This window comes from Arthrobacter sp. UC242_113 (genome assembly GCF_044054585.1).
GTDB lineage: Bacteria > Actinomycetota > Actinomycetes > Actinomycetales > Micrococcaceae > Arthrobacter.
On record NZ_CP171971.1, the window covers coordinates 1 to 24,230 of the forward strand.

Sequence of the window (24,230 nt, forward strand, 5' to 3'; positions counted from 1 at the left end):
TCCTCTCCTTGGATTCTTGCCTTCTTTGGGTGAAATTTCGCCAAGCCGAAGGCTGTAATGTGTCAGGCTGTTGACGCCAGCCGAAAATAGGGCCAAATACGCCAACTGAAAATGAGGCCACTGACCATTATGGAAGGTGATCACATTGGATGTTTGGGCGCAGATACGCCACCGATACGCGACGGAGAAAATCTCCAAGAGGGAGCTGGCTAAACAGCTCGGGGTTTCCCGGGGAACGGTGGACCGAGCGTTGGAGGCGGAGCGGCCGCCGAAGTATGAGCGGAAGCCGACTGGTTCGAGCTTCGATGCTTACGCGCCGCAGGTGCGGGCCTTGTTGGTGCAGACGCCGACGATACCGGCCTCGGTACTGGCCGAACGCGTCGGCTGGACGGGCTCTGCGTCCTTGTTTCGGGACAAGGTCCGTGGACTCCGGCCCGAGTATATGCCGGCGGATCCGGTGGACCGGCTGGTCCATGAACCGGGCCAGGCGATGCAGTGCGATTTGTGGTTTCCCCATGAGCCGTTGCCGCTGGGTCACGGGCAGGAGGGCAAGCCCCCGGTGTTGGTGATGACGAGCGCGTTCTCCGGATACATCCAGGCCAGGATGCTGCCGACCCGCACGACCTTTGATCTGCTGGGCGGGATGTGGTCGCTGCTGCAGGAGGCCGGTGCAGTGCCCAAGCAGCTGGTCTGGGACAACGAATCAGGGATCGGCCAGGGGCGGCTGACCGAGCCGGCGGCGGCGTTCGCCGGCGTGCTGGGCTGCGAGATCCGGCAGTTGCCGCCACGGGATCCAGAATCCAAGGGCATCGTGGAGCGGATGAACCGTTACTTCCGCCAGGGCTTCATGCCCGGCCGGACGTTCGCGTCCCCGCTGGATTTCAACGACCAGCTCGCGGACTGGCTGCCGCGGGCGAACGCCCGATACTCCCGGACCCGGCACGGCCGCCCGGCCGAGCTCATGGTCCGCGACAGGGAAGCGATGCGCCCGTTGACGCCGGTGGCGCCCGAGTTCGCTTTCCGCAGCAGCGTCCGGCTGCCACGGGACTACTACGTGCGGGTCTTCTCCAACGACTATTCCGTGGACCCGGGAGCGATCGGGCGGATCGTGGACGTCGAAGCAGACCTGGAAAAGGTGACGGTGAGCGCCGACGGCCGGTTGCTTGCCAGCCACGAGCGGCGGTGGGCCAGACACCAGATCTTCACTGACCCCGGGCACGTGGACAAGGCCGCCTACCTCCGACGGATCCACCGCAGCGTCAAGGCCGGACGGTCCACGGTGGTGGAGGAACGGGACCTGTCGATCTATGACGAACTTTTTGGCGTCGCCATCCCCGACGACGCCCGCGAGCTCTCCGGGGCAGGACGGTGAACGGGGCGGTGAAGGACATCGACTACTACGCCCGTGCACTGCGCGCCCCACGAATCGCCGACGGCTACCGATCCCTCGGCGACCGGGCACGGGAAGCAGGCTGGTCACACGAGGAATACCTCGCCGCCGTCCTCTCCCGCGAGGTCGCCGAACGCGAAGCCTCCGGGGCCGCCCTGCGGATCAGGGCCGCGAGGTTCCCCGGACACAAATTGCTGGAAGAGTTCAACTTCGACCACCAGCCTGCCGCGGACCGGAACCTCGTCGCTCATCTGGGCACTGGGGTCTTTCTGGAAGAAGCAAAGAACGTAGTCCTACTCGGCCCGCCCGGCACCGGGAAAACCCATCTGGCCGTCGGGATCGGAATCCGGGCCGCACGCGCCGGGCATCGCGTCCTGTTCGACACAGCGACCGGGTGGGTATCGAGACTGGCCGAAGCCCACGACCGCGGACGGCTACCCCAGGAACTGGCCAAGTTGCGCCGTTACAAGCTGCTCATCGTTGACGAAGTCGGTTACATCCCTTTCGACCAAGACTCGGCCAACCTGTTCTTCCAGCTGGTCTCATCCCGCTATGAACACGCCTCCCTGGTGCTTACCAGCAACCTCGCCTTCAGTAGGTGGGGTGAGGTCTTCAGCGACGCGACAGTGGCCTCGGCGATGATCGACCGGATCGTTCACCACGCAGAAGTCCTGAACCTCACCGGTAGCAGCTACCGGCTCCGGAACAAGACAAGAACCCAGCTCAAGGCACAATAGAACAGCAACCCGTGGCCCTGTTTTCAGTTGGCAAAACTGGCCCTATTTTCGGTTGGCGTTAACACAGGCAATCACGATCGAACACGCAGGCGGTGCGGCATATGCAGGAAGCTGACCCAACTCTTTGGGGCGCGCGGGGTCTTTCCCCCGTCGCTTCAGTCTCACGGCGGGACGCTGTCATGAATGAGATACGTCGCGCCGTGGTGGCTGGATCCATCAGGCCGGGCGACAAGCTGACTGAGGTCGAACTGTCTTCGATGTTGAGTGTCAGCCGGCCGACCATCCGTGAAGCCTTGGCCCAGCTTGCGCAGGAGGGCTTACTGCTACAGGTGCCCTACCGCGGGCTGAGGGTGGCCAGCCTGGAGCCCGCGGCGATCATGGACATCGCCCGGACACGGATGGCATTGGACATGCTGGCGGTCGGGTCGATTCTTGACGATTCGACCGGCCGCCGGATGCAGTTGGTTGAAGCGGTCTGGGCAGAGTATGAAAAGGTCACTTTCCATCCGGACCCCATAGTTCAGCATGAAGCCCATATCGCCTTCCACCGGGGAATCTGGGTGGCCTCGGAAAACTCCTTATTGCTTCGGCTCTGGCCGCCAACGGAGGCACATCTAACTATTGCCTTGGCTCAGGATCAGGCGACGAGGGCGGATCCTGAACGTGCCTATGAAGCGCATCTGCGTGTCGTGACAGCGATGAGAGCCGCCGACGTGGCAGCCATCGAAGCCGCCTTCAGGGCCCACACCATTGACAGTGCTGAACAGCTGATTGCCCTGCTCAAGGTCAGGCAACATCCCGGATGAAAATCTGGACAACCAGAAAGCATAAGGGGCCGCGGAAGCGGCTAAGGCAGAATGCTTGGGTACCGGCAGACACGCCGTGACGCGAGGAGGTCGGTCATGTCAGGATTCGTTTTCCGATGCCTAGCGTCCGCCGGAGAGGAAGTCACTAGCCGGGGAGCGTAAGCGCCTTTTCGGGGAAAAGGCGTCCAAGGTAGTCGAAGAAGCCAGGAAAGGTCTTCCCGACACATTGAGGGTCGTCGAGGGTAATCCCGTCCACTCGCAGTCCCAGGATTGAAAACGCCATGGCGATCCTGTGGTCCCGGTGGCAATTGACTCTGCCGCCGTGCGGGGTAGAGGGGTAGATTCGCATCCAGTCGTGTCCGACGTCGGTTTGTACACCGAGCGTTCGCAGGTTGGTTTCCATCGCCGAGATGCGGTCGGATTCCTTCAACCGTGCATGGCCAATGTTGGTTATCGTGATGGGTCCATCGGCTAGAGGGGCAATCGCCGCGAGTGTCATGAAGGTGTCCGATATCTCGCCCATATCCACTTCAATGTCGCCGTTCAGCCTTTCCGGTCCGGATATGGTGACCGAGTTGGGTGCCCAGTGGACCTCTGCACCGAGCCGCCCAAGTACATTGAAGAATGACGTGTCGCCTTGGATGCTGTCTGTGCCAAGGCCCTGGAATTCGAAGCTTCGGCCAGAGACGGCGGAAGCGGCGGCGAAGTACGACGCAGTTGACGCGTCCGGTTCAATTTCATACCGCCGGGCTGTGTAGCGCCCGGGAGGGACGCTGACGGTGGCTCCGTCGGTGCTGGTCTCAAGGCCGAAGTCCCTCATCATCCGCAGTGTCATCGTGAGGTAGGGCTGGCTCACGGGATTTGGTATCCGCACACGCAGGCCTTGTCGCGCGTACGGGGCGGCCATGATCAGGCCGGAGGCGAACTGGCTGCTCTGATGGGCTTCAATTTCGTACTCCCCGCCTGCCAGCCCGCTCGCTTCAATTGTTAGGGGCAGCTGCTCGGAGGAGACGCGGGCGCCCAGGTGGCGGATGCCGTCGACCAGGGGCCGAAGCGGGCGCCGCCGCAGCTGCTCGCTTCCGTCGACGGTGAACTTCCCCTGTCCTGCGGCGACGAATGGAGGGAGGAACCGGGCCACGGTACCTGCATCCTCGCACCAGATGTCGGCGTCGAGGTGGGGTGCCTGACCCAGGCCTTCAACGACCCAATTGTCACCGTCGGCTGAGACGTTGGCACCGAGGGCCTGAATTGCAGTTTTGAATGCTGAGGTATCGGCGCTGACCAATGGTCTCACCAGGACCGACGTGCCCTTCGCTGCGGCAGCCAAAAGCAAAGCCCGGTTGGTGATGCTTTTCGATCCTGGGATCACTAGTCGATCAGTTTCCATGGTGATCCTTTCGAGCGAAGCTCCAAAGAGTCTACGTGATCGGCCGTGCTGGCCCCGCTCCAAGGCCACCGACCGCTGTTGGCGTTGGTCCGATAAGGGCCCGGATGCGTGCCGTCCCTCTCTAAACCCTGGTCCATACCGGCAGCAGCCCTGAAATCAGGAGCAGCATGTGGTCCCTTTCGTCGAGCCGGACTTCGTCGCTCAGGGACTTGTCGATCAGGACCCGGCCGTATTCAGTAGTGGTTACCCAAGCGATCGAGGAGTCATAGGTCGCGGAGTCAAGCATCCCCCACAGGGTCTCCCTGCCGGGGCGGCAGACCATGACCTCCAGGCCCACTAGCCCGAACCATTCATCGCACCGAATGTTGTAGTCCTCGTATCGTGTGTGCGGCCTTTTCAATGGATCCGTCTCCTGGTTGCTCCATAATCTGGTGGTCAGGCCGGAGGTTTACCCTTCGACTTGTCCATGCTGGGGGCGATTTCCGTCGCCGCGTCCTGCACGTGGTACTTAACCTCTGCTCTGATGGCTTCCGGGTCACCTGCAGCAATCGTGTCGTAAAGACGCTGGTGCAGCTCGCGGTCACGTTCAGCGTCCTGTCTGACGGACTGGTCGAGGCTTATCGCCATCTGGATTCTGGCAGCGACAAGTGGCCAGATCTTTACCAGGAGCGGGTTCCCTGCGGCTTCATACATGGTGCGGTGAAAATCCAAGTGCGTGAGGTCGGCACTGACGACGTCGCCGCTGTCCAAAGCGGACAAGTGAATCTCGAGAGCTTCCTTCAGCCGTTGCAGGCCGGACCGGTCCGGTTGTGCTGCGATGCGGAGCGCCGCCAAGGTCTCAAGGTAAAGGCGGATCTCGGAAACATCCAAAACATCCTGTGGCGTGATTTCTGCGACCCGCACACCTTTGTATGGGACACGGACGAGTGTGCCTTCATGGATAAGTTCGCCCATAGCTTCCCGGGCTGTTTGCCGGCTTACGTTCAGAACTGCAGCCAAGTCGACTTCCTTGACCCTCTGACCGGGCGCAAGTTTGCCGGTTAGGAGCGCTTGTCTGATCGTTCGGGTCGCTTCGTCACTTCGAGTAGATGTTGTTACCGGGACGAGGCCGTCGAGCTTCGCCGGTTCTTGAGTCAACAGCCATGGATCATTTGTCATGTCATCAGTCCCTTTGCCTGCATACGTTCTCGGCATTACCGCCGGGCAATCACATGAAATTTTCGAGTGCTGCGGCGGTCCTGTTGGGATTATTCTCTCCCAATCAGGACCGCCGCGCCGGGAACCCGCAGTCGCTTTGGTCGCCCGGACTAGTGGACGGACAGGCCTGCTTGCTTCAGCAGTTCCGCGAGAGGCTTCAGGTCATTTTCAGCCAGAGGCTTGAAAGGTGCGCGAACGGGGCCGGCAGGTCGACCAACAAGGTTCATGCCGGCCTTGATTCCGGCGGCGTAGTTGAAGTTGTCGATGTAATCCACAATTGGCCATAGCTTGGCCCAGATAGCCCTGCCTTCATCGAGATCTTTGCGGACAGCGATGGCGTTCCACAGGTCCACGGCGAGCTCGGGGAAGATGTTGATGGCGCCCCACACTGAACCCTTGGCTCCGCTCGCGATGCCAACGAAGGTCAGCGTGTCCCAGCCATTGAACGTAGTGATGCGGTCGGAATGCTTGACGAGGAGTTCAGTCAGGGCATCGGCGTTGCCGGATGTGTCCTTGATGTACTCCACACCGGGAACCTCGGAAAGGTCAGCCAGCTCCTGGGCGGTGAGGGTGAGCCCGCTGGCTGAAGGGATGTTGTAGTACATGATGGGCAAGCCGCTGACATCATGAACTTCCTTCAGGAGCGTGCGAAGCTCGTCAACATTTACCGAATCGTAGAACGGGGGGACGATCATTACACCGGCAGCGCCCACTTCAGCTGCATGCTTGCTGTACTGGAGTGTTTCCTGGGTCGTGAGCGCTCCGGTTCCGGCGATGACCGGAACCCGGCCGTCGGCGGCCTTGACGCAGGCTTCAACGACGGCCAGACGCTCATCGAAGGTCAGGGCTGTAAATTCGCCTGTGCTTCCGTTGGGGACGAGGCCGTGGATGCCGGCTTCGATGAGGTTGTTGATGTGGGTTGTCAGTGCCGGGTAGTCGATTTCGGATGCGTCCGGGGTGAAGGGCGTTACGAGTGCAACGAGCATTCCTCGGAGTTCAGTTGCGGTGGTCATGTGTGTGTTCTCCCTTTGTTGAACTGTTTGTTTAGGTGATTTTTGGCTTGTGTGGTTTTGTGGCTCATCCGAATCGCACGGCGTCCACGAAGGACTTCAGTTCCGCGTTGCCGCATTCTTCGAATGCCTCGTGGGGTGTGGCGTTGACCTTGATGACTCCTTCGGAGAAGAAAACGACGCGGTCCGCTGCCTTGGCAGCGAAGGCCATGTCGTGCGTAACAAGACAGATGGCAAGGCCTTCTTCGTTCTTCAGCCGGGTGAGGACCCCAAGGACCTCTGCCGCCACGGGTGGGTCGAGCGCCGACGTGATTTCGTCGCAGAGAATCAGCCGCGGGCGCATCATGAGTGCCCGGGCGATCGCGACACGCTGACGCTGGCCACCTGACAGCTGACTCACGTTGGCCTTCATGAATTCCTGCATGCCGACTTCCTTGAGGGCAATGTCGGCACGGTCTGTGGCCTCGGACTTGGACATGTTGAGCACCTTGCGCGGGGCAAGGGTGAGGTTGTCGTAGACGTTCATGTGCGGCCAGAGCGTGTAGCTCTGGAAAACCATGCCAACCAGGGACGCCCCGGCATTCCATTCGTCGGTCCGCTGTCCCTTGCTGCGCACCAGCCGCCCGTCGAGGCACACGTCGCCGTCATCGGGTTCCGTGAGGCCGGCAATGACTCGAAGCAGAGTGGATTTGCCAGAACCGCTTCGGCCGATGATCGTTACAACCTCGCCGGAGTCCACATCAAAGTCGACGTTGTCGAGCACCTTGTTTTCGTGGAAGGTCTTGCGCAGTCCCCTGGCCGAGACAAGGTGATGCTGCCCGGCGGTCTGGGCCTCGCACATACTGGCCATGGATTGGTGGCCTGCAGTGGCAGTCATCAGCGGACTCCTTCGGGGACGATCGGATTAGAGGGTGACGCAGTACCTGACTTGAAGGGCTTTGGTTTGGGTGGCTGCAGGCTTCGCCGCTCCAGATGGCTGGTTATCAGCGAAACGGGGAAAGCGATCACAAAGTAGATGATGGCTGCAGTGGTAAACACTTCAAGCGCCTTGTAGGACTGAGTGGCGATGACGTTGGACCGGAACATCAGATCAGCTACGGCGATGGTTGAAACAAGGGCCGTATCTTTGAACATCGAGATGTTCAGGGACAGGATCACCGGTGTCTGCTGACGCAGGGCCTGGGGAACAATGATGTAGCGGAGTTGCTGCACACGGCTCAGGCGGAGCATTTGGGCGGCTTCGACCTGCTCCACGGGTACGGATTGGAATCCGCTGCGGTAGGCCTCGGCCATGAAGGCGGTCAGGTTTGCTGTCAGTGCGATCAGAGCTGACCAGTAACCGGGGATGGTTATGCCTGTCAGCGCCGGGAGTGCATAGAAGATCCAGAAAAGCTGGACGAGCATGGGGGTGCAGCGGAAGATCTCGATGTAGCCCTGGGCTACCCATCTGACGATTTCGATCTTCGCCATGCGTGCCAGTGCGAGCGGGATTGCCAGGATCATCGACAGGACGATGGTGAGAACCGCCAGCTGGATTGTCGTGGCCAGGCCTCCCAAGAGGTCCGGCAGCGATCCCCACACAAGCCCCCAGTCGAAGTTGTAATTGTTCACGGTTTTCTCCGTTACTTCCTGAGGCTGCCGAGCTTGTCAACGGTCAGGTAGCCGACTTCCTCGTAGGCCCGGTCCAGGTCGCCGCTGAGCTGGGCGTTGAAGATTGCGAGATTGACCAGGTCCAGGGAACGGGGGTCGATGTTGGCCGGGAGGCCGTAGGCCGCGGCGCCTTGGTAGATCGAGTGTTCCGGAACGATGATCTTGAACGCCTTGTCCTTCTGGGCCTGAGACTGGGCTGTGCCGAGGTCAGCGAACACTGCGGAGACCCGGCCGGCCTGCAGTGACTGGAAGGCATTGGTCCAGTCGGGAACCTCCAGGACTTCGGCGCCGGCTTTCTTGGCGGCTGCCCCTTCTGCGGTTCCTGCCGGGCTGGCCACTGGCTGCTTCTTTGCAAGAACGTCCTCGGCCGTCTTGAACGGCGAGTTCGCCGCTACCAGGAAGACTGCGGGGTATTGGTAGACGGGTTCGCTGAACTGGATGGCGACAGCCCGCTGAAGGGTCGAATTCAGGTTCGCTGCGACGTCGTAACGGTTCGCTTGGAGACCGGAGACGATGTTGCCCCATGAGGCGGGCACGGTGGTCAGCTTTACTCCGAGTTCGTCGGCGAGGCGCTGCAACGGGATCAGGTTCGGGCCGCCAAGCTTGCCGTCCTTCTCCACGGTCATCGGCGGCGACGTTGCAACACCAACGCGCAGCTCCCCGTTCTTCTTGATGGTGTCAATCCAGGCGCCCTGGGCGCTTCCGCTGGCCGAGGCACTCTGTCCCCGCATACCGGCGCCAAAATAGCCGCTGAGCAGGGCGAGAATCACCAGGCCAATTGCAGCGAGGGAATATTTGGTGGGTTTGGTCATTGCCATTCTTCCTCCAACATCAGGTCGCTCGATGAGAATCATGAGCAGTGGAGTCCCTGATTGCTGATTGTCGTTTGTTTGACAAAAAGCGTCTGTGGACTCAAAGTTAGGACTGGGCCGAAGCAATGTCAATGGGTCGCACCAAAAAACATTTACCGGTTACTTGCCTCCCCCTGACGGTGGAAAGCCCCCACCCCTGCGCCGCGCTGCGCCGCCCGCAGCGCTTGAGAAAGGAGCCTACGCATGTCCCATATCGACCATGGCGGCCCGCAGTTCACCAGCGTTCGTCGCATGCGGGGAACTTCGAAGGATGCTCTTGCAACCACGGAGATGTCCTCGCCGGCACTGACCCATAAAGGGAGTGGCTCACTGCAGCCGTCAGCCTTTCAGCTGGGCGGTGGTCCCCGATGAAGGTTCTTCTCATTGGAGATAAGGGAACAATCGGTTCGGCTGTAAAGGCGACGCTTCGAGGACGTGGCCATGAGGTGGTTGGCGCGAGCCGAAAGGACCCTAGTCACCCGGTGGACATCACCGATGCCGATTCCATTGAGCGGCTGTTCCAAGATGTGGGCGCCGTGGATGCTGTCGCCTGCGCCGGCGGGCATGTTAAGTATGGAACGCTCAGTTCCCTTTCCTATGGCGACTACCGGTCGAGCCTGGGTGACAAGGCCTTAGGGCAGATCGAGTTGGTCCGAAGGGGTTTGCAGTATGTGACCGGAAGAGGCTCCTTCACACTCATCACCGGAGTCCTTGCCACCTACCCCGTGGTGACGGCGTCTGCTGCTGCAGCGGCCAACGGTGCGGTGGAGGCCTTTGTGCGTGCCGCCGCTCTCGAGGTGCCTCCGTTGCGGATAAATGCTGTCAGCCCGACGTTGCTTGCGGAGTCCGTTGGCAAGGCAGGCCATATGTTTCCGGGTGTCGAGCCCGTAACAGCCAAGCGGGTAGCCAACGCGTACGTACGGTCCATTGAAGGGGCAGAGACCGGTATGATTTATCGGCTGTTTGACGGGACTTCATAGAAGGCTCTGTACATCCTCACGACCCGGTCCTCAGTGGTGTTATGCGGCCGGATCCGGTCCACAGTAAGCCAGGGCGTGACGCCCGAAACCCGTCGGGAGCGGCGCGAGATAGCAATGAAATGACGAAACGTTCCTCCTTCCTGTTGTTGCCGATGAGTAGGCCGATAATGTCCAGAATTCCCGGCAGCTGGATCCTGCTCGTCTGCATCGGCCTGCTGGCACTGAACCTGCGCGGCCCGTTCGTTGCTGTGGCGCCCGTGGTGGGACCGATGCAACAGGAGCTGTCCTTCTCGCCGGTGCTGCTGGGCTTGCTCACCAGCATCCCTGTGCTGTGCTTCTCGCTGGCTTCGCCGCTTGCGGCACTGGCAGCCCGGAGGTTAGGGGCCGAGTTCGCGGTAACCCTCACCATCCTCGGGGTGCTTGCGGGGGTCCTGGTGCGGTCGGCCGGCGGACCGGCCCTGGTGGTTTTGGGGACGGTGGTCATCGGAGTGGCCATCACGGTAGGAAATATCGCCGTGCCGCTGATCATCCGCCGGGACTTTTCCCCGCTGCGGCAGGGCACGGCCATGGGCATCTATACCGCCGCGCTGAACATCGGCTCGTTCCTGGCCTCAGTCACCATGGCGCCGTTGGCCGATTGGGCAGGATGGCGGGCAGCCCTGGCTTCGATTGCCGTCCTGGCCGTGGCCGCCATTGTGGCCTGGACTCTTGCGGTGGGTCCCCGCCACGCTTTCACGGTATGTGCCGAGGAACCCGGCGGCGCCAAACTCACCCCGGTGGCGGGTTCTGGCTGGATCATCTTTGGTCTGACGGCAGGATTCGGCGGCCAGGCCTTCTCGTACTATGGCGTGACCGCCTGGCTGCCCACCTACCTGCACGATGAGCTCGGCATGTCAGCCGCGGAGGCGGGTGCGGGCTCGTCCATCTTCCAGATCCTGGCAATCGTGGGCGGTCTTGGTGTGCCGTTCGCAGCCAAATACAGAAGTACGACGACAGTGGCTGTCACCCTGGGCCTGTTGTGGACGGCCGTTCCGGCCGGGCTGCTGCTGTTGCCGCAGCTGTGGTGGCTGTGGTCGGTGTTCGGAGGCATTGCCCAGGGCGGCGGCATCACAATCATCTTTATCGCGGTCATCAAGCTCGCCCAGAACCAGGCCTCAGCCGGGCGGGTGTCCGCGACCGTGCAGGGCCTGGGATATTGCCTCGCCGCGGCTGCCCCGCCGCTGGTGGGGTTCGTCCATGACGTGTCAGGATCGTGGAGGCCCGCGCTGCTGGTCATCCTCGCCGCAGTGCTGACCTTTTTCGTCAGCACTACCCTCTCTGTCAGGAAGGTGTCGCGGGGCCGGTGAGGCAAGTGCCGCCGTACCCTTCCGCGCAACTTGGCCCTCGCAAGTCCGGGCCGGCTCACCTGCGCCCGCAGGCTCGGGCAGAAACCCTCGCCAGAGCGGACGATGTCCGGGTCTCCCGCTTCTCGGTTAGCTGGGCTGCTCATTGAAGGTCCCGGCGGGTACGGAACGCACGGAGCGTTCCAATGGGACTGCCAGTCAGGGTGCGAGGGGGCTGGAACGTCTGCAGGCCCCCTTTCTGGATCCGGGCAGTGACGGGTTCAGGCATAGCGTAGGGCTCCTCCGCCTTGGAAGATCATTCCAAGGGGAGGAGCCCTGAACCATAGGCTTATCACCTAGCGGGTTCAGCTGTCGGCTGCAGTCAGTACGGGGTCGCCTGCGATGCCGAGCCAGGTGTCGCCCAGGGTGAATCCCTGGGGGAACGGATCGGACGGGTCCATGCCCATTTGGTAGACGCCGGTGATCCATGCGGTTCCGGCTACGGTCGGGATCACTGCGTTGTAGTCGCCCACCCTTGCCGTCTTGACAATCGAGCTGCTGAACTTGCTGCCGATGATGGATTCATGGGTGAACTCCTCCCCGGGCTTGATCAGGCCTTTGGCATGCAGGACTGCCAGGCGGGCGGACGTTCCGGTCCCACATGGGGAGCGGTCTGTCCGGCCCGGGGAGCAGATGACTGCGTTGCGTGAGGTGAGGGTGGCGCCGTTCCTTTCGAGGGGGCCGGTGAACTGTGTCTGGGTGATGCCGGGGATGGCGGGGTTTTCGGGGTGCACGACGGGGAGCTGCTCGGCGGCTGCACGCTTGATCTTCATTCCGAGTGTGCAAAGATCACGTGCTTCCGCAGGATCCAGTTTGAAGCCCAGGGAGTGGGCGTCCACGAGGGCGTAGGTCATTCCGCCGTAGGCGACGTCGATGCTGATTTCGCCGATTCCTTCCACCGTGATCTTTTGGTCGAGGTGGTAGGCGAAGGCCGGCTGGTTGATGAACCGGACCTCTTCGACTTTTCCATCTTTACAGCGGCACTCGACACTGATGAGCCCGGCGGGCGACTCGAGGACCAGCCGGGTAACTGGTTCCTGCATCGGAATGATGCCTGTTTCCAGGAGTACGGTTGCTACGCACATGGTGTTCGATCCGGACATGGCCGGGTATTCGGTTGATTCGAGGATTACATATGCCATCTGCGCTTCGGGGTTGTTCGACGGCAGGATGATGTTGGCGTTGTGGTGGGCGGCGCCTCGGGGTTCAAAGAGGATCATTTTTCGCAGATCATCCATGTGGTCCTGGAGGTAGACCCGCTTGTCGAACGCGGTCTTGCCGGGAACGTCGATCACCCCGCCGGTGACGACCTGGCCGCTTTCTCCCCCGGCATGACAATCAACAACTGTGAGCGTTTTGTTCCAGCGCATTTGGCACCGTCTTTCTCGTTGAGGGGTGACTGATGATGAGTCTTGTGGGCAGGTTGGGCTTTTTGAATCAGTTGGTGCTGCGTCCGGAGGAATTGTCGGCCAGTACTTGTTGCAGCGTCGACAGGAGCCGGGCTGCGTCGTCGTTGGAGAAGACCAGCGGGGGGACGGATTTTGAGTACGTTCGCGTTCACGCCCGTCGCGGAAATCAGTACCTTGCGTTCCCTGAGGCCATTGACGATGGCGGTGGCGGTGGGACCGTCGGGAGTTTTGGTGTCGCGGTTGCTGACAATCTCTGCACCCAGGTAGAGGCCGGATCCGCGCACATCACCGATGCACTCGAAACGTTCCGCCAGATCTTCCAGGCCCTCCCGGATGATGTTGCCCACGCGCAAGCTGTTGTCGACGAGGCCGTCATCCTGAATGACGTCCAGGGTTGCCTGCGCGGCGGCCATCGCCACGTTATTGCCGCCAAAAGTATTGAAATAGCGCATGTCGTAGCCGAACGTGCTGACCACGTTGTGGTCCACAGCGATGCCGGCCACCGGGTACCCGTTTCCCATGGGCTTGCCCAGGGTGATGATGTCAGGCTCGAATCCGTGGCGCTGGTAGCCCCACATTGCCTCGCCGGTGCGGCCGAAGCCGCACTGGACCTCGTCTGCGACGAAGAGGCCTCCGGCTTCGCGCACGACCTCGGCGGCCTTGGCCAGAAAGTTGGTGGGCTGTGAGTAGATTCCGTCGGAGGTGAAGAGCGAATCGACGACGAACGCTGCCAGGCCTTGGCCGTGCCTTTGGAGGTCCCTGATCTGTTCTCGGACATGTTCAACGAATGCCTCACCGAGTTCCTCGCTTGGGATGCGGTAGGAATCGGGAGTAGGAACCGTGCGGACCCATTCACCCAAGGGTGAGTATTCACCCAGGGAGGGAGAAAACCCTGCCGTCAGGTGGGAGTTTCCGTGATAGGCCTCTGAGGTGACGATGATGCCGCGGTTTCCCGTGTGGTGCTGGGCGATCCGGAGAGCCAGGTCATTGGCCTCGGACCCGGTGCAGGTGAACATCATGTGGCGCCCGTGCCCGCCCATGGTTCCGAGAAGGTTCTCGGCGTAGTTGAGGACTCCTTCAGACAGGTATCGGGTGTGCGTGCACAGCGTTTCCATTTGTTCTGCTACAGCAGCGTTGACCCTGGGGTTGGCATGGCCGACGGATACCACGTTGTTGTAAGCGTCCAGGTACTCGGTGCCGTGGGCATCCCACAGGCGGGCGCCCTTGCCCCTGCTGAAATGTACCGGCTCGTTATAGAAGAGGCGGTATGCCGGGCCGAGCAGTCGTTCCCGGCGCTCAACCAGTTCACGTGCATCCTCCGGCAGGTTCATGAGGCTTTCGGGACTGAACGAGTTGTTCATCTTGCCGCGTGGGCGGGTTGGTGACGTTGTCATGCTGGTCCTTACTGATGGTCGGTTAGGCGTTTCCCATAAGTGTTTGCGATACCTGTTCGGGCGATCTCGCCAGGAACCATTTGAGCTGGTTCCAGCCCTGCTCGGTGTTTCGCAGAATGTAGGTGGAGTTCCCCGGGAAGAGGGCGGCCCGGTGAAGGGTGATCAGGGCTCTGGACACCACCCGTCCCATGACGAGATGGGGAATGATGCTGAATTCCTCAGGCGTCAGGTCAGCGTGCCTGAGGTAGCCGCGCAGCAAGTCCCGGCCAGGGCCGAACAGGTCAAAAGCAGGCTCATCTGTTGCAAACCGCGGTAGCTGGTTTAAGAGGGCAGTGGAGACATCAACGGCGATGGCTGTATGCACGGCGTCGCCGAAGTCGATAATGCCCCGTACGAAGTCCGGGTGGCCGTGCTCAACAAAGATGTTCGATTTGCTGAAGTCATTGTGCAGGACCTGGCTGCGGAGGCCTTCCAGTCGCCCGGCGATGTCCGCGAACCGGCCAAGTCCTTCTTCCAGCAGCTCCCTCTGCCATGGAATGCGGACCTCATCCAAAAGGGGGTTCAGTGCGCCTGCATGCCGAACATCCCACACCAAGAGCCGGTGCTCGGCGGGGTGGCTGAAGGAAGCGGTTGCTCCTCGCAGTCGGGCAAGGACCTCTCCGACCTTTTCCCGCTCGACCGGGCTGGAGTCTGTGGAGTCCAGGGCAATCCCCGGGATCAGGCTCATGATGCGTGCACGGCGCAGCTGGCCAGCGTCGTCCAGGAAAGTTACAAGAGTTTCACCGTCCCACGATGGCAGTAACGCCGGCACCGGGACGGATCCTTCTGCGGCAACATGCTGGAGAAGGCTGACCTCGAAACCTATCTCGCTTTCATCCTCTGACGGGTTTGAGACCTTGACGACGAACTTGGACCCGGCTTCGTCTTCGAGAGCAAAAGTGTCGTCTTTCTCAGTGGCTAGCCGCCGGGCCTTCGTATGCAGTCCCCAGAGCTGTCGCACATGACGCACGGCCTCGTGCTCGTCCATTTTTATGTAGTCTGCTGCCAAACCGCCTGACTCAGTACTGAGTCCAAGCTGCTCAAGGGAGACATTTGCGGGCTGCATCAGGGCGCCTTTCTGCCGTCGGCGGTAGTGTCTTCCTGCTGGTTCGCCATCCAGTCGAGGAGCCGCTGCCCTTCGCTGGCGTTGTGAAGCCACGCGTGGTGTGCCGCCTCGGCCGGGCTCCCTGTCATGAGCGACTCGTAGATCGGGGCATGCTGATCAAGGATGTCCTGAGGGCCGGTGGCCACGCTTGCGTTGCTTGTCCGGATATAAAGCCGCACTTGTTGGGCTACCAGGTCGTAGTGGCGCTTGAGTCGGGAGTGGCCCGTAGCATCGATGACAGCAACGTGGAACCTGAAATCGCTTTCGCTCATCCGCTCCACGTCCCCGCTTTCGCACGCATCCAGCAGATCCTGGTAGGCATCCGTTATTAGCTGCCTTGCATCGGGGTCGGACTGTTCCGCCACGATGCGCGCCGCCACGCTCTCAAGTCCGCCGCGCAGAGTCCAAAGCTCACGCACGTCGTCAGCCGTCAGCTCCGCCACGTGCCAGCCACTGTAAGGGGTCCTGACCACTAGCCCTTCATCGGCCAGCCGTGCGAGCCCGGTCCTCAGCGTCGCCCTGGCGACGCCGATGCTTTCGGCCAGTGCAACTTCGGTAAGCCGCGTTCCGGGAGCCAGGGCACCGGAAAGTATGAACTCGCGCAGTGAGTTGAGCGTCTGGCCTTCTACCGATTGCTGGGCGACAGGCTTGATCAACATCTTCGTCATTAGGGGGTAGCCCTTTCTGCTTATGTCCCCCTACAATATCGGCATTGCTAATTGTCGTCAATCAGCAATAATCATTCGAGGGAGTGTCGTTCAACCTCCCGGATTCCAAGGAAAGAAGCGCACACATGGGCAAGCACCTCACGCACTGGATCGGCGGACGTCTCTGGCGGGGTCCCTCTGAACGGCAGGGGCATGTAACTGATCCTTCTACCGGCCAAGTAACGGGAAAGGTGGATTTCGCATCGGCTGCAGAAGTGGACGTTGCCGTGGACTCGGCCGTTGCTGCGTTCAAGCAGTGGCGGGACGTTTCCATCTCCCGGAGAGTAAGAGTACTTTTTGCCTTCCGCGAGCTTCTCGAAGCCCACCGCGATGACCTGGCGGCGATGATCGTGTCCGAGCATGGAAAGGTGCACTCTGATGCGCTCGGCGAGGTTGCACGTGGGATTGAGGTCGTCGAATACGCGTGCGGTATCCCGCAGGCCCTAAAGGGCGGCTACAACAACCAGGTTTCCACCGGTATCGACGTCTACTCGATTCGGCAGCCCCTTGGCCCTGTCGCGATCATCTCACCATTCAACTTCCCCGCAATGGTTCCGCTGTGGTTCTTCCCCATAGCCATTGCGACCGGAAATACCGTTGTACTCAAGCCCAGCGAAAAGGACCCTTCCGCAGCCCTCTTCATGGCTGAACTTTGGAAGAAAGCCGGGCTTCCGGACGGCGTTTTCAACGTCGTTCAGGGCGATAAGGTTGCGGTCGACAGGCTCCTCGAACATCCCGACATCAAGTCAGTCTCCTTCGTTGGCTCCACTCCCATCGCCCAGTACGTCTACGAAACGGGGACCAGGCACGGAAAGCGCGTCCAGGCACTTGGTGGTGCGAAGAACCACATGCTCGTCCTGCCAGACGCCGACCTTGACCTTGCAGCGGACGCTGCCATCAATGCTGGCTTCGGATCGGCCGGTGAGCGGTGCATGGCAATCTCCGCCCTGGTGGCCGTTGAACCGGTAGGTGACGAACTCAGTAAGAAGATCCAGCAGCGGATGGCCGATATTTCCGTCGGGCCTGGAAACTCCGCTACTTCCGATATGGGGCCCCTGGTCACGAGTGCACACCGCGACAAGGTCACCTCCTATATTCCGGCAGGTGTTGCAGCCGGGGCAGATTTGGCGGTGGACGGCCGTGAGCATCCGGTTGCTCAGCAAACGCCGGACGGCCAGAGCACGGAAAACGGCTTTTGGCTGGGGCCCACGCTCTTTGACCGGGTTCGCCCGGGCATGCCGGTTTATGACGACGAAGTCTTTGGTCCCATCCTGTCCATCGTCCGGGTCGAGACGTATGAAGAGGGCCTGGACCTGATCAACTCAAACCCCTACGGTAACGGCACGGCGATCTTCACCAATGACGGTGGTGCTGCGCGCCGCTTCCAGCAGGAGGTGGAGGTGGGCATGGTCGGCATCAATGTGCCCATTCCCGTGCCTGTGGCATATCACTCCTTCGGGGGATGGAAGGCATCGCTGTTCGGTGACACACACGCTTACGGCGAAGAAGGTGTCCGATTCTTCACGCGGGCCAAAGCGGTCACTCAGCGGTGGCTGGATCCCTCCCACGGGGGAATTAACCTGGGCTTCCCGACAAACAACTAGACATGTCAACGATGGGCGAGCACGCAATCACTGTTGTGGAGCCAGCAAAGCCACCGGCGGAATCTCGTACACCGACCCCCGTGCAAGTCAATGCCTCCGTTCTGATTGCGGCCATCCTTTGTGCTGCGTTCAACCTGAGGCCGGCTGCCGTTGCCTTGGGCGCGGAGCTGGGGGCGGTCAGGGTTTCGCTGCATCTATCGGGCCCTGCGGCCAGCTTCATGACCACGCTGCCATTGCTGTGCTTCGCCCTCGTTGGCCTGGCATCTCCCTGGGTCGCAAGAAGGTTTGGGTTACACAGGACGTTGCTTGCCAGCCTTTTCATCATGACGGCCGGCCAAGCGGCGCGTGCCCTGACGGATTCTGGCCTAGTTTTCGTCCTCGCCAGTGTCGGCGCGCTTGGCGGCGTAGCGGCCGCCAATGTTCTGCTGCCGACCTTGGTGAAGCACCATTTCCCGCATCGGCTAGGGCTGCTCAATGCGGCATACGGAGTTAGCCTGACGATTGGAGTCGCGGCTGCCGGCGTAGTGACGGCGCCGGTCGCCGCACTCTTCACGGTCGATCAAGGTTGGCGTTTTGGGCTGGGGATATGGGGACTAACAGCCGGCCTGGCCGTCATTCCTTGGCTGATTGTCCACCGGGCGATCGCCAAGGACGCGGACTCCAGCATTAAGGGAGGTGGCCGGCAAGGGCCGGCCGCCGGGGTCAGGCAATTACTGCGAACACGGCTGGGCTGGATCATGGCCGTGTTCCTGGGACTGCAGTCAATTCATGCGTATGCAATTTTTGGATGGCTGCCGAGTGTGTTCGTGAGCGCGGGTCTGTCCGCTTTCGATGCCGGGTTGTTGCTGGGTCTGACAACCATTGTCGGTATTCCCTTGGCTTTCCTTTTTCCTGCTCTGGCGGCACGTAGACGACGTCCAGTGGGACTCATGATCGTCACGGGTTCTGGCATGATTGCTGGCTATCTCGGCCTGTTGCTCGTTCCTGAAACGTTGCCCTGGCTCTGGGCCGTGCTCCTCTCTCTGAGCACAGTGAACTTTCCAGTGATTACGACACTGATTGCCCTCCGCTGCCGAACAACGCACGGAGTGTCCATCCTCTCCGGCTTCGCCCAGGGCGCGGGCTACCTCCTGGCCGCCCCGGGGCCCTTCATGGTCGGTGTTTTGCATGATGTGTCAGGCGGCTGGGAGGCGCCGCTCATCTTCCTCATCCTCTTAGTCCTGCCCATGACGGTAATGGCAGTGATCGCTACGGCCCCCCGCACCATCGAAGATGAGTTAGACAGGTGCTTGCAGTGCGAAGGAAAGCTCGAGACGGGCAAGGACGCGGGTTTCGGTGACGGGAGAATCTTCGCGCGCAGGTCCAGCCGTCGACGGCAGCTCGATGAACCGAGAACCACCTGGGCCAGCCACAACCAACTGTTCTGCCAAATTGCTGGTGAAAAACGCGCGCCTACCAGTCGCGATGAGTCTTCATCTGATGATTCTCATTGAAAGTCGACTGCTTGAAGCAGGCTACATGAGTGTGCCCGACCCATTTCGATCAGTCCGCACCGAGGCCTGGCTGCCACTTCCTTCTATCTTCTGCCTTTCTGAGTCGACGTGCTGTTCGGCCAATCACCAACAGAAGCTTCCTCTGGTGCCCGGGAAGGGACCGGCGTAGCGTCGGGAGGAAAGGGCGGTGGGGTGGCTAGCGCTTGGGTCCGCAATTTGGCCAAGTGCGTTGGTCAGAATTGTGGAGGAGCCGGGTATGGCTGGATGGAATGCTGATACCGCGGCTGGCTCGATTGGAGCTGGGGCTGTCACGTTGGTGGAGGGGTCATCATTCTGCATCTCCTTGCAGAACGGGGATATCCGGCCAGAACATCCCCATGGGGTCTTCGTACACGACACCCGCATCCTCTCAGGGTGGAGTCTCACGATTAACGGTCAGGCGCTTGAGGCGCTGGCGGCCCAGACGAAGGAGCCGTACCGGGCACTTTTTGCTGGGCGACTATCGCGGATGGACGGGTATGCGGACAGCCCACGGATCGTAGAGCGGCTGCGCGAAGTTGGCACAGGCATCCAGGAACAAATCACTGTCCGCAATTACTCCCCTAACACTGTCGACTGCGTGATTGCCGTGAAAGTCGAGGCAGATTTCGCGGACCTCTTCGAAGTGAAAGAAGCACGAATCCAGCGACGTTGGGACGAAACCCGCCATGTCGACAGCGATTCACTCACCATCTGGGCCCGCTGGCGGAACGTCCGGAAGGGGGTTACCGTCCAAGCCCTCGGAGCGGAGATTAGGCCAGACGCCCTCGTCTACCGTTTCGCCGTCCAGCCGCACGGTCACTGGAGCGCCGCCCTGACTGTGGTCCCAAGCACCGAGGGAGCCAACCCGGACGGCTCGTTCGTCCATCCTGCCGGAGACGGATTGTCCCCCATGGACCGACGCCGGCGGGAATGGGTGGCCAAAATTCCGGTGTTGCGTATGGGAAACCGGTCCATCGAACGGACCCTGCGCCGCAGCTACGACGACCTTGGGGCACTTCGTATCGAGGATCCAAACCACCCCGACCGCGTGGTGGTTGCCGCGGGCGCACCTTGGTTCATGACTCTGTTCGGCCGAGACTCGCTGCTGGCCTCCGAAATGGCACTTCCCGTGGACCCCTCCTTGGCGTTGGGCACCCTGCAAACGCTGGCGGACCGTCAGGGAAGCGTGGTGGATCCGATGAGCGAGGAGGAACCGGGCAAGATCCTGCATGAGGTAAGGCTCGATGTCACCACCGGGTTGTCCCTAGGCGGCAAGTCAACGTACTACGGAAGCGTCGATGCGTCCCCTCTGTTCGTGCTGGTGCTCGCATCGGTCAGCCGGTGGGGATTCGCTAAGGAGACCATCGCTGCGCTGCTGCCTCATGCGGACCGCGCACTGGAGTGGATCCGGGATTACGGCGACAAGGACGGCGACGGCTTCGTAGAGTACCAGCGTCTCAATCCTCAGGGGCTCATCAACCAAGGCTGGAAGGACTCCTGGGACGCGATCAACTTTGCCGACGGAACCCTGGCCGAGCCGCCCATAGCGCTCTGTGAGGTACAAGCGTATGTCTATCACGCTTACATGGCTCGGGCATGGATGGCATACGATGCCGGTGACGCGCTTTTAGCAGAGGAACTCGCTGACCAGGCGGGGCAGTTGAAAAAACAGTTCAACGAGCAGTTCTGGATCCCCGAACGGGGATACTACGCTGTCGCCCTAGATGGAAGGAAGCGGCAAGTCGACGCATGCGCCTCGAATATGGGCCACTGCCTATGGACCGGGCTTGTGGACGAGGACAAGGCACCGCAGGTGGCCGAACGCTTGATGTCGCCGGAGATGTTTAGCGGCTGGGGGGTGCGCACCTTGGCCAGCAACATGGGTGCCTACAACCCGGCGAGCTACCACAACGGTTCCGTCTGGCCCCATGACAACGCGATCATCATGGCGGGACTGTTGCGCTACGGCTTCGTGCCCGAAGCGCAGAGGATCTCCACCGCTCTGCTAGAGGCCGCCGAATATTCTGACGGCCGCCTGCCGGAACTTTTCTGCGGGTTTAGCCGGAATCAATTCCCCGAGCCCGTCCCGTATCCGACTGCCTGCTCGCCTCAAGCGTGGGCAGCGACCACACCCATCCACTTGGTGACGAGCCTGATGCGCTATGACACCCATGTTTCCCGCGGTGGCATTTGGATGGATCCCGTACTCCCGGAGTCCTACGGAGACCTGCACATCACCAACGCACCTCTGGCCGATGGCAGGATCACCATCGATATTGCCAATTCCGTCCCCTCCGTCCAAGGACTGCCTCAAAGGATACAACTGCAAAAGGGGCACCGGCCATGGATGGCCGAACTTGTGGAGCAAGCGCGCCAGCACCGAAAAGCGTAGACGGGACATCGAGGGATCCTCAGCGTTTTCATTCCATGGCGGTTCTGCAAGCAGAAGGGGCTTTGGTGATGAGACGCGTATGTGTGGTCGGCGTGGTCGCGCCATCACAAGGAAATCCCTGTGGCGTCGGTCAGACGAAGCTGGTCCCACGACTTCCGCGGCAATTAGTCAGCGGACACTGATAGGTTGAACTACACCCCAACCTGACGTCAGGTTAGTGGCCAAGATTCGTCAGAATAGAGTTTGATTCTTCCTTCTTTGACAATGGCCTGAGAAACTCTAAGACCCCAACCTGACACCCCCTTGCAGACTGTGGTGTGACACATACCGTCGCTACGACTCACATACTTGGCTCAGTCGGGACGCAACGCGCCCTGCCTGTGGGGCATTGATGTTAAAATTTCGCCAACGAGCAGGGCGGAGAGTGCGACGCACTCTCCGCCCTGCTTTATCTGATTACCTGGTCGATGGCCTTAACTGCCTCCGCACCAATCGTCATGCGTGGTGTAGCCGATGCGAATGATCTTGCCATCCGCCTTTTCGATCTCCAGACAGCCATTCGCTGCCTGAGCGAGTTGTGCTTGGAAAGCGACCTCATGAAGGTCCGTCTTCGAAGCAAGATCGCAACCTAGGCCGGCAGCTATTCCAGCGAGCCAGTGGAATCGCCCCGTCAGAGCACCACAGAAAATACCGGACAGTGCATCTGTCGTTTCCAGGATCGGCGGAAGGTCCTCAGCCCAGACTCTCGTGCTTGTCCGGTTGTAGTAGGTCGTGCAGGTGTACTCCCCACAGTTTGTAGCGTCCCTTGGGTCACTTCCAGCAAGCTGGTCGGCTATGGTCGTCGATGCCGAGGCCGAAGCAACAGGAGCTCCAGCCATCGCCAATACGGCTGTTGTTGCTCCCACTGAAACTGCCACTGCCGCTATTTTTCCTAGCTTCATGTATGTCATTCCCTTCTTTCTGGGGCGAGCGTGCATCGGTCCTCTCAAGCTTCCGATGTCGACGGCTCTACACTTGAAATGGAGACAAAACGAAGACAATGTGAAGACGGAGGAAGCTGTGCGCGAATCACGAGACGGTCCCTTGGCTTCATCCGCCACGGAACTTGGCCAGGCAATGCGGAAGATGAGGAAAAGTCGAGGATGGACCCTCCGAGACATGGAAGCCCTCCAAGAACATGCGTGCACGCATATTGCGTCGAAATCTCTTCTTTCCAAATTCGAAACTGGCAAGAAACTCCCCGATGAAGCTACGAGCGAGAAGCTGGACCAGCTATACGGCGGGGAGTCCTGGATCCATATGTCAGTAGTGGCACTACGGCAGCGCACATGGTCGCCTTGGGATGCCGATTGGCCCGCGACTGAACACTTCCACTCCTGGGCGGAGGAGTACCGAGGACCTGTCTGGATAAGGGTGAAGCCCACACCTCAGGACGCTGGTACCGAATATTCAATACAGCTGTCCTGGGGACCCCACAGGTGGACCAGGAAGGTTGCGTGCCCGGTAGAAGGCTTGTACTTGATCACAGGCAAAGGTGATGGTGAAGTACCCATCAGGGTCGTCACGTCGCCGCGCTCATTCTGCCAATTCGGCACGGGTGAAATAGACGGAGACGGGACCGTTATGGACATCAAAGAGGAGTGGAGCTAACCCAAAGCCCCTCTGATGTTCGCCTCGTCAAGAGGTAGCGACTCGAATACAAAATCTTCACTGATCTGATCACGCCGGGTCAGAGGTCCGGCGCCTGGCGCCCGCTCGACTGATGCTGAGTGGACATGCGTGCTCGCCAATCAGCTTCGCCGCGAGCTGCTCCGTCTCATAACTAAGGATGAACTCGCCGACGATTCAACCAGAAGGATATGCGACGCAGTTATAAGAATCCCGTCTGTGGTTCAACTTGCCCATCGCCGCGAGGTTGGACCAGTGCCGTAAAAGGCTGTCGCCTGCTCCGTGCGACGTCTCGTATCTCAAGGGTTACGAGACCGGACGAGCCTAGAAGTTGTGGCACCCTTCAAGGGGGCAAACCCCATCCGGGTATCGGCCTTTATCTAAGCAAGCCTCCCCGACTGGAAGGATGGGAATGTCACGGGACCGCATTAGGGACCCCACGAATTATCGAGAGCAGGCCCCAAGTGTCGGACAGCGACAATCCCGACAGCTTCGCTGATCAGCGAATGCCCCCATCTCCGGCAGAGACTCCCGGACCGGACACCGGCATCGCTTCCGGCGAAAGCGATGAAGAGGTTCAGCAGTCATTCAAGTCCGTGGGCCACGGACGACGTTGGTACGACCCGGCCTACAATCTCCTGCGGTTCTTTCAGTACTCATGGCTTGGGAAGAGACTGCCGGCCAGCTGGCGGCGGCGCTTCTATTACATGAGCAACTATCTGGTCCAACTCAACGAAGTTAAGCGCATGATCGCCGTAGGAGGGCGCGCATGGGATGAGCCGCTCAATTTGCCGGACGAGGAACACGTATCCATCCCAGGCATTTGGGTTGTCGATTATTTTCCACCCAGCTTGATTGATGAGTTGGACAGGGCCATCAGGGCCAACCGGTGGGACAGCCGCCCTCATTTGGGTATGGGCCAATCCAGCGCAGAAGCTCTCAAGGACTCCAGACAAGGTTCGGTGTTAACGCCAACCGAAAATAGGGCCAGTTTTGCCAACTGAAAAC

The 24,230-nt window shown here is 60.6% G+C and carries 21 protein-coding genes and 1 pseudogene; 10 read left to right on the forward strand and 12 right to left on the reverse strand.

Annotated elements, in window-relative coordinates; translation table 11 throughout:
• Positions 1-136 precede the first annotated feature (136 nt).
• The 3 genes from istA to ACHMXB_RS21200 all read left to right on the forward strand — a co-directional run bounded on the left by istA (position 137) and on the right by ACHMXB_RS21200 (position 2,933).
• Positions 137-1,372: an IS21 family transposase gene (gene istA / locus ACHMXB_RS21190; protein WP_395405521.1), complete on the forward strand. Its 1,236-nt coding sequence runs from the start codon at positions 137-139 to the stop codon at positions 1,370-1,372.
• Positions 1,369-2,127 (forward strand): IS21-like element helper ATPase IstB, encoded by a 759-nt coding sequence (gene istB / locus ACHMXB_RS21195; protein WP_395405523.1) that lies wholly within the window; start codon positions 1,369-1,371, stop codon positions 2,125-2,127. The genes istA and istB overlap by 4 nt, the downstream gene beginning before the upstream one ends.
• Before the next feature lie 179 nt (positions 2,128-2,306).
• Entirely contained in the window at positions 2,307-2,933 is a 627-nt protein-coding gene (locus ACHMXB_RS21200; protein WP_395405525.1) for a GntR family transcriptional regulator, read from the forward strand.
• 145 nt (positions 2,934-3,078) lie between these two features.
• Here ACHMXB_RS21200 and aroA read toward each other — a convergent pair whose 3' ends face one another.
• The 7 genes from aroA to ACHMXB_RS21235 all read right to left on the reverse strand — a co-directional run bounded on the left by aroA (position 3,079) and on the right by ACHMXB_RS21235 (position 8,989).
• Positions 3,079-4,320: a 3-phosphoshikimate 1-carboxyvinyltransferase gene (gene aroA / locus ACHMXB_RS21205; protein ID WP_395405527.1), complete on the reverse strand. Its 1,242-nt coding sequence runs from the start codon at positions 4,318-4,320 to the stop codon at positions 3,079-3,081.
• Positions 4,321-4,441: 121 nt separating this feature from the next.
• A complete protein-coding gene (locus ACHMXB_RS21210) occupies positions 4,442-4,720 on the reverse strand; it encodes a hypothetical protein (protein ID WP_395405529.1) in 279 nt (92 codons plus the stop codon).
• A 35-nt stretch (positions 4,721-4,755) separates the two neighbouring features.
• On the reverse strand, positions 4,756-5,478 hold the full coding sequence (locus tag ACHMXB_RS21215) for a GntR family transcriptional regulator (protein WP_395405531.1): 723 nt from the start codon (positions 5,476-5,478) through the stop codon (positions 4,756-4,758).
• Positions 5,479-5,627: 149 nt separating this feature from the next.
• On the reverse strand, positions 5,628-6,530 hold the full coding sequence (locus ACHMXB_RS21220; protein ID WP_395405533.1) for a dihydrodipicolinate synthase family protein: 903 nt from the start codon (positions 6,528-6,530) through the stop codon (positions 5,628-5,630).
• 64 nt (positions 6,531-6,594) lie between these two features.
• Positions 6,595-7,404: an amino acid ABC transporter ATP-binding protein gene (locus ACHMXB_RS21225; RefSeq protein WP_395405535.1), complete on the reverse strand. Its 810-nt coding sequence runs from the start codon at positions 7,402-7,404 to the stop codon at positions 6,595-6,597.
• Positions 7,404-8,138: an amino acid ABC transporter permease gene (locus tag ACHMXB_RS21230; protein WP_395405537.1), complete on the reverse strand. Its 735-nt coding sequence runs from the start codon at positions 8,136-8,138 to the stop codon at positions 7,404-7,406. Before ACHMXB_RS21230 ends, ACHMXB_RS21225 begins: the two co-directional genes overlap by 1 nt.
• 11 nt (positions 8,139-8,149) lie before the next feature.
• Positions 8,150-8,989 (reverse strand): transporter substrate-binding domain-containing protein, encoded by an 840-nt coding sequence (locus ACHMXB_RS21235; RefSeq protein WP_395405539.1) that lies wholly within the window; start codon positions 8,987-8,989, stop codon positions 8,150-8,152.
• 407 nt (positions 8,990-9,396) lie between these two features.
• Here ACHMXB_RS21235 and ACHMXB_RS21240 point away from each other — a divergent pair, with 407 nt between their 5' ends.
• Together ACHMXB_RS21240 and ACHMXB_RS21245 are read left to right on the forward strand one after the other, a co-directional pair.
• Positions 9,397-10,008, forward strand: coding sequence for a short chain dehydrogenase (locus ACHMXB_RS21240; RefSeq protein WP_395405541.1), 612 nt, complete (start codon positions 9,397-9,399; stop codon positions 10,006-10,008).
• Positions 10,009-10,175: 167 nt separating this feature from the next.
• Positions 10,176-11,354 carry a CynX/NimT family MFS transporter gene (locus ACHMXB_RS21245; RefSeq protein ID WP_395405543.1) on the forward strand — a complete coding sequence of 393 codons (1,179 nt, stop codon included), beginning with the start codon at positions 10,176-10,178 and terminating at the stop codon, positions 11,352-11,354.
• 341 nt (positions 11,355-11,695) lie between these two features.
• Here ACHMXB_RS21245 and ACHMXB_RS21250 read toward each other — a convergent pair whose 3' ends face one another.
• The 4 genes and pseudogenes from ACHMXB_RS21250 to ACHMXB_RS21265 form a co-directional block, all read right to left on the reverse strand.
• On the reverse strand, positions 11,696-12,760 hold the full coding sequence (locus tag ACHMXB_RS21250) for a proline racemase family protein (protein WP_395405545.1): 1,065 nt from the start codon (positions 12,758-12,760) through the stop codon (positions 11,696-11,698).
• Between the two features lie 67 nt (positions 12,761-12,827).
• Positions 12,828-14,193: pseudogene (locus ACHMXB_RS21255) on the reverse strand (aspartate aminotransferase family protein).
• Between the two features lie 22 nt (positions 14,194-14,215).
• Positions 14,216-15,220 (reverse strand): phosphotransferase, encoded by a 1,005-nt coding sequence (locus ACHMXB_RS21260; protein ID WP_395405546.1) that lies wholly within the window; start codon positions 15,218-15,220, stop codon positions 14,216-14,218.
• A 77-nt stretch (positions 15,221-15,297) separates the two neighbouring features.
• Positions 15,298-16,005, reverse strand: a complete 708-nt coding sequence (locus ACHMXB_RS21265; protein WP_395405548.1) for a GntR family transcriptional regulator — start codon at positions 16,003-16,005, stop codon at positions 15,298-15,300.
• A 125-nt stretch (positions 16,006-16,130) separates the two neighbouring features.
• Here ACHMXB_RS21265 and ACHMXB_RS21270 point away from each other — a divergent pair, with 125 nt between their 5' ends.
• The 3 genes from ACHMXB_RS21270 (at position 16,131) to ACHMXB_RS21280 (ending at position 21,554) form a co-directional block, all read left to right on the forward strand.
• Complete coding sequence (locus ACHMXB_RS21270) at positions 16,131-17,648, forward strand: CoA-acylating methylmalonate-semialdehyde dehydrogenase (RefSeq protein WP_395405550.1); 1,518 nt, start codon at positions 16,131-16,133, stop codon at positions 17,646-17,648.
• A gap of 11 nt (positions 17,649-17,659) precedes the next feature.
• Positions 17,660-19,141, forward strand: coding sequence for a CynX/NimT family MFS transporter (locus tag ACHMXB_RS21275; protein WP_395405552.1), 1,482 nt, complete (start codon positions 17,660-17,662; stop codon positions 19,139-19,141).
• A 256-nt stretch (positions 19,142-19,397) separates the two neighbouring features.
• On the forward strand, positions 19,398-21,554 hold the full coding sequence (locus ACHMXB_RS21280; RefSeq protein ID WP_395405554.1) for a glycogen debranching N-terminal domain-containing protein: 2,157 nt from the start codon (positions 19,398-19,400) through the stop codon (positions 21,552-21,554).
• Between the two features lie 473 nt (positions 21,555-22,027).
• On the opposite strand, the gene ACHMXB_RS21285 is transcribed toward ACHMXB_RS21280, so the two are convergent.
• Positions 22,028-22,504, reverse strand: coding sequence for a hypothetical protein (locus ACHMXB_RS21285; protein WP_395405642.1), 477 nt, complete (start codon positions 22,502-22,504; stop codon positions 22,028-22,030).
• A gap of 46 nt (positions 22,505-22,550) precedes the next feature.
• Between ACHMXB_RS21285 and ACHMXB_RS21290 the strand changes: the two genes are divergently transcribed.
• Positions 22,551-23,204 (forward strand): helix-turn-helix domain-containing protein, encoded by a 654-nt coding sequence (locus ACHMXB_RS21290; RefSeq protein WP_395405626.1) that lies wholly within the window; start codon positions 22,551-22,553, stop codon positions 23,202-23,204.
• A 482-nt stretch (positions 23,205-23,686) separates the two neighbouring features.
• Complete coding sequence (locus tag ACHMXB_RS21295) at positions 23,687-24,226, forward strand: hypothetical protein (RefSeq protein WP_395405556.1); 540 nt, start codon at positions 23,687-23,689, stop codon at positions 24,224-24,226.
• Positions 24,227-24,230 lie beyond the last annotated feature (4 nt).

What these genes read in the sequence shown, in the direction of transcription:
- ACHMXB_RS21270 (WP_395405550.1), top strand. Translation starts at nt 16,131, where the DNA reads ATGGGCAAGCACCTCACGCACTGGATCGGCGGACGTCTCTGGCGGGGT.
- ACHMXB_RS21215 (WP_395405531.1), bottom strand. Translation starts at nt 5,478, where the DNA reads ATGACAAATGATCCATGGCTGTTGACTCAAGAACCGGCGAAGCTCGAC.
- ACHMXB_RS21220 (WP_395405533.1), bottom strand. Translation starts at nt 6,530, where the DNA reads ATGACCACCGCAACTGAACTCCGAGGAATGCTCGTTGCACTCGTAACG.
- ACHMXB_RS21265 (WP_395405548.1), bottom strand. Translation starts at nt 16,005, where the DNA reads ATGACGAAGATGTTGATCAAGCCTGTCGCCCAGCAATCGGTAGAAGGC.
- ACHMXB_RS21290 (WP_395405626.1), top strand. Translation starts at nt 22,551, where the DNA reads ATGTCGACGGCTCTACACTTGAAATGGAGACAAAACGAAGACAATGTG.
- ACHMXB_RS21285 (WP_395405642.1), bottom strand. Translation starts at nt 22,504, where the DNA reads ATGACATACATGAAGCTAGGAAAAATAGCGGCAGTGGCAGTTTCAGTG.
- ACHMXB_RS21240 (WP_395405541.1), top strand. Translation starts at nt 9,397, where the DNA reads ATGAAGGTTCTTCTCATTGGAGATAAGGGAACAATCGGTTCGGCTGTA.
- ACHMXB_RS21250 (WP_395405545.1), bottom strand. Translation starts at nt 12,760, where the DNA reads ATGCGCTGGAACAAAACGCTCACAGTTGTTGATTGTCATGCCGGGGGA.
- ACHMXB_RS21260 (WP_395405546.1), bottom strand. Translation starts at nt 15,220, where the DNA reads ATGGACGAGCACGAGGCCGTGCGTCATGTGCGACAGCTCTGGGGACTG.
- ACHMXB_RS21200 (WP_395405525.1), top strand. Translation starts at nt 2,307, where the DNA reads ATGAATGAGATACGTCGCGCCGTGGTGGCTGGATCCATCAGGCCGGGC.
- ACHMXB_RS21225 (WP_395405535.1), bottom strand. Translation starts at nt 7,404, where the DNA reads ATGACTGCCACTGCAGGCCACCAATCCATGGCCAGTATGTGCGAGGCC.
- ACHMXB_RS21245 (WP_395405543.1), top strand. Translation starts at nt 10,176, where the DNA reads ATGTCCAGAATTCCCGGCAGCTGGATCCTGCTCGTCTGCATCGGCCTG.
- ACHMXB_RS21275 (WP_395405552.1), top strand. Translation starts at nt 17,660, where the DNA reads ATGGGCGAGCACGCAATCACTGTTGTGGAGCCAGCAAAGCCACCGGCG.
- ACHMXB_RS21235 (WP_395405539.1), bottom strand. Translation starts at nt 8,989, where the DNA reads ATGACCAAACCCACCAAATATTCCCTCGCTGCAATTGGCCTGGTGATT.
- aroA (WP_395405527.1), bottom strand. Translation starts at nt 4,320, where the DNA reads ATGGAAACTGATCGACTAGTGATCCCAGGATCGAAAAGCATCACCAAC.
- ACHMXB_RS21280 (WP_395405554.1), top strand. Translation starts at nt 19,398, where the DNA reads ATGGCTGGATGGAATGCTGATACCGCGGCTGGCTCGATTGGAGCTGGG.